Origin of the sequence: Amycolatopsis sp. NPDC059657 (genome assembly GCF_042734395.1) — a bacterium.
Classification (GTDB): Bacteria; Actinomycetota; Actinomycetes; order Mycobacteriales; family Pseudonocardiaceae; genus Amycolatopsis.
In genome coordinates, this window is the sequence record NZ_JBHWEB010000242.1 from 1 (window position 1) to 5030 (window position 5030).

The 5030-nt window shown below is 69.4% G+C and carries 1 protein-coding gene; it reads right to left on the reverse strand.

The genetic code is table 11. The annotated features are described in order from the left end of the window. On the reverse strand, nt 1-5030 hold a 5030-nt coding region (locus ACFV15_RS47770), incomplete at both ends, for an SDR family NAD(P)-dependent oxidoreductase (protein ID WP_378360129.1).

Sequence of the window (5030 nt, forward strand, 5' to 3'; positions counted from 1 at the left end):
CACAAAGGACGATCCCGATCCTGGCCATAAGTCGCCAGCAACGCCTGCGCCTCGATCGGATCACCCAGCCTCGTGCCCGTACCGTGCGCCTCGACGGCGTCGACTTCGTCCGCCGTGACCCCGGCATTCGCCAAAGCCCGGCGAACGACCCGCTGCTGAGCCTTGCCATTGGGTGCGGTCAGCCCGTTCGACGCACCGTCTTGACTCACCGCCGACCCGCGCACCACCCCTAAGATCCGATGCCCGTTACGCCGTGCGTCGGACAGCCGCTCCAGCACCACGACCCCGGAGCCCTCGGAAAAACCAGTCCCATCCGCGTCATCGGCAAACGACCGGGACCGGCCATCCGGTGACAGACCACGCTGACGTGACGTGTAGAGCAGCACATCAGGGGTCGCCATGACGGTCGCCGCTCCGGCCAGCGCCAGCGAGCACTCCCCCGCCCGCAGTGCTTGTCCCGCGAGGTGGATCGCCACCAGCGACGACGAACACGCCGTGTCCACCGTCACCGCAGGCCCCTCAAGACCCAGCACATACGACACCCGGCCCGCGGACACGCTGGCGGTCACCGCGGTGCCGAGCTGATCTTCGAGCTGGTCTGCTTGATAGGCGTAGTAGCTGGTGTAGAGGCCGAAGTAGACGCCGACATCCTGCCCGCGCAGGGAGCCCGGGTCGATGCCCGCGCGTTCTAGGGCTTCCCATGACGTTTCCAGCAACAACCGCTGCTGCGGATCCATCACCAACGCCTCACGCGGCGAAATCCCGAAGAACGACGGATCGAAAAGGCCCGCCTCACGCAGAAAACCACCCGCACGGGCATACGTCTTGCCCACCACATCCGGATCCGCGTCGAACAAACCGTCCAGATTCCAGCCACGGTCGGTCGGATAGTCGCCGATCACATCGACACCCCGCTCGACAACCGACCACAAAGCCTCCGGACTGTCCACACCACCAGGGAACCGACACGCCATACCCACAATCGCCAACGGCTCGTCCGCCGCGGCACGCCGGTGCGTGGGCTGTCGGTCGACCGGCTGCTCCGTCTCGCCGATCAGCTCGGCCACGAGCTGATCGGCCAACGCGGACGGGTTCGGGTGCTCGAAGATCAACGTCGCGGGCAGTCGCAGGCCGGTCGCGGTGGCCAGCCGGTTGCGCAGCTCCACCGCGGTCAGCGAGTCGAACCCGAGGTCGCGGAACGCGCGCGTCTGCTCGAAAGCGCCGATGTCGTCGTGGCCGAGCACCGCCGCCGACTGGACACTGACCAGCTTGAGAAGTTCCTCGCGCCGCTCGGCCGCCGGCATGGTGACCAGCCGCCCGGCCAGATCCGACGTCGTCTCCGAGACAGCGGCGACGAGCGGCCTGGCGGTCCGCCGCCGCAGAACGCGCAGCACCGCCGGGACTTCGTCCTGCCCACCGCTCAGATCGATGCGAAGCGGCAGGACATGAGCCCGGCCCTGCGCGATCGCCGCGTCGAACATCGCCATGCCCTCGGCCATGGTGAACGGCAACAGGCCGATGCGGGCGAGCCGATGCATGTCTGTGCCGGTGAGCGAACTGGTCATGCCGGCGTCCTGTGACCAGGCGCCCCAGCCCAGTGCCACGGCCGGTAGACCGAGATCACGGCGATGGGCTGCCAAGGCGTCGAGGAACGCGTTGGCAGCGGCATAGTTGCCGACGCCGGCGCTGCCGACCGAGCCTGCCAGCGATGAGAAGAGGACGAACGCGTCCAGCTCCAGGTCACGGGTCAGCTCGTGCAGGTGCCACGCCCCGCCGGCCTTCGGCACCAGCACGGTGTCCAGGCGTGACGGCGTGAGCCCGTCGATCACACCGTCATCGAGGTCGGCGGCGGTATGGATGACCGCTGTCAACGGGTGTTCGGAGTCGATGCCTGCCAGCAGCGCCGCCAGCGCCGCGCGGTCGGACACGTCGCACGAGACGATCTCGACCTCCGCACCGAGTTCGGTCAAGTCGGCGCACAGCTGACCGGCGCCTGCCGCGGCCATGCCGGAGCGGCTGGACAGCACGAGGTGCCGCACGCCCCGCTCCGCGACCAGGTGACGGGCAAGCACTCGGCCGATACCACCGGTGCCGCCCGTGATCAGCACGGTGCCGCCGTCGCGCCACACCGCCGGACCCGGGTCGGTAGCGGGTGAGAGGCGCGCCAACCGCGGCGCGAGCCATCGGCCGTCGCGCGACGCCAACTGTGTTTCGCCCGATTCGACGAGCGCGAGCAAGGACGCGCTGTCGAGATCCAGTGGCGCATCTTGTTCGAGGTCAACGAGAACGAATCGGCCGGGGTGCTCGGCCTGCGCGGAACGGATCAAGCCTGCCGCCGCCGCGCCGGGCAGATCGCGCACCGCGGCGCCGGCACCGTCCACCGCCGCACGCGTCACCACGGCCAACCGTGAGCCTGCCCAGTGTTCGTCGGCGTTCAGCCATTCCTGCACCACGGCGAGAATCCGCGCCGTGAGCTCGTGCACGCCATCGAATCCCTCGCCAGCCGACCACGACGGCAGGACCACGAGGTCTGGTGCCTGCTGTCCGCCGGTGCGCAGCAGACGCAGGTCGTCCGCGGTCGTGATGTGCGCCGACGTGCGCACGGCCGCGCCGTTGTCGACGTACTCGACCGGCACCCAGGTCATCTCGAACAACCGCTGGCCGACAGCGGTTCCCCGCCGTTCCGTGGCGCGCAGCGTCAGCGACTCCACCGCCACGACCGGCGCCCCCGCCGTATCGGTGGCCACCACCGAAACCGTGTCCGCCGCCGTCGCCACCACGCGTGCGCGGAGCTTCGTCGCACCGGTCGCGTGCAGTTCGACGCCCGCGAACGAGAACGGCATTCGAGGCGTGCCGGAATCGGTCCGAGGCAGCAGCCTGATGGCTTGCAGCACGGCGTCGAACAGCGCCGGGTGCAGCCCGTAACCACCGGCTTCCTGCTCGGCCTCAGGAAGTTCGACCTCGACGAACACTTCATCGCCGCGAGACCACGCCGACGTGAGGCACCGGAATGCGGGTCCGTACACCAAGCCGGTGGCGGCCGCGTCCTGGTAGAAATCGCTGGTGTCCAACGGTTCCGTGGCACGGGGTGGCCAGTTCACGAGGGCGCCGAACTCGGCGCCCTGGCCGCCGGACAAGGTAGCGGTGGCGTGCTGGACCCAGTCCTGGTCTCCGTCGGCACGCGCGTGCAGCGTCGCCTGCCGAGTGCCGTCCGCGGTGGCCGGTCCGGCGGTGAGCTGGATCTGGACGCCCTGGTGGGGCGGGATCACGAGCGGCACGTGGATCACCAGCTCGTCGAGCCTGCCGCAGCCGACTCGGTGCCCGGCCTGGGTCAGCAGTTCGACCAGTGTGCTGCCGGTCAGGAGCACCTCCTCGCCGACGGCGTGGTCGGCCAGCCACGGCTGAGAGTCCACCGACAGTCGGCCGGTGAACAGCATTCCGCCGGCGCCCGGCAGTTCGACGCCTGCCGCCAGTAGCGGGTGATCGACCCGGTCCATCCCCCATGCCGTGGCGTCGCCGGATCGTGCGGGCAACAGCCAGTAGTTCTTGTGCTGGAAGGCGTATGTGGGCAGGTCGACGGCGACGGCACCGGTTCCGTCGAGCACGGCCGGCCACTGGGGTGCCACACCGCCCACCGCGAGCTCGGCCAGTGCGGTCATCACCTGCTCCGTAGCGCCGTGATCGCGGCGCATCGGCGACGTGACCGTCGCCCGCACCGCCTCTCGATCGATGGTCTCCCGAACTGGCAGTGACATCACGGGGTGCGGGCTGATCTCGACGAAATGCTTGTGCCCCTGGGCAAGCAGCGCCGTTACCGCCTCGCTGAACTGTACGGTTTGACGCAGGTTGCGGTACCAGTAGCCGGCGTCCGCGGTGGGACCTTCGACCCACCCGGTGTCCACAGTGGAATACCACGGGACCTTCGGGGTCACGGGTACGACCGGCGCCAGCAGCTCCGCCAGCTCCTGCTCGATCTGCTCGACCTGCGGGGAATGCGAGGCGTAGTCGACGTCGACTCGGCGCACGGACACGTCTTCGGCCCGCAACTGCGCGACCAGGCGATCCAGCGCGCCTGCCTCGCCCGCCACGGTGACCGATCCGGCGCTGTTGATCGCGGCGACCGACAGGGCTTCGCCGTTGGCGTCGATCCGCCGCCGCACCTCGTCCACCGGCAGGCGGACCGACGCCATGCCGCCGCTGCCGGCGATGGTGGCGATGGCCCGGCTGCGCAAGGCAACGACCCTGGCAGCGTCATCCAGTGACAGTGCGCCGGCGACATGGGCCGCGGCGATCTCACCTTGGCTGTGCCCCACCACGGCATCCGGCTCGACACCATAAGAGCGCAGCACAGCGGCCAGCGACACCATGATCGCCCACAACACCGGCTGCACGACATCCACCCGCTGAAGCAGCCGCTCGGTGTCCTTATCGGTCAGCACCTCGACCAGCGACCAGTCGACGAACGGCGACAAAGCCTCCTGGCAGGAACGCAGGCACTCGGCGAAAACCGGCGACGTGGCCAGTAACTCGCGGCCCATGCCGACCCACTGACCACCCTGACCAGGGAAAACGAACACCACCGAGCCGTCCGGGTCCGCGGTGCCTGTGACGACGTGACCGGCGGGTTCCCCCGCGGCCGCCGCCTGAAGGCCGGCGAGCAGTTGCTCCGGCGTGTCAGCGACAACGGCGACGCGGTGCTTGAAGTGCGAGCGTTGTGTCGCAAGGGAAAGAGCCAGATCGGCGACGCGGAGTTCGGAGTCGGCCTCGATCCGGGTCGCCAGCCGGGCGGCCTGTGCGCGGAGCGCCTGCGTGGACTTCGCCGAGACGACAACCGGCACCGTGGTGGGCGAGCCTTCCTTCGGCGGCTGTTCGGTCGCTGGTGGTTGTTCGAGGATCACGTGCGCGTTCGTGCCACTCACGCCGAACGCGGACACACCGGCGCGACGGGGGCGGTCCGATTCGGGCCAGTCGACAGCCTCCGTCAGCACCCGCACCGCTCCGGTCGACCAGTCCACTTGGGACGTCGGCAG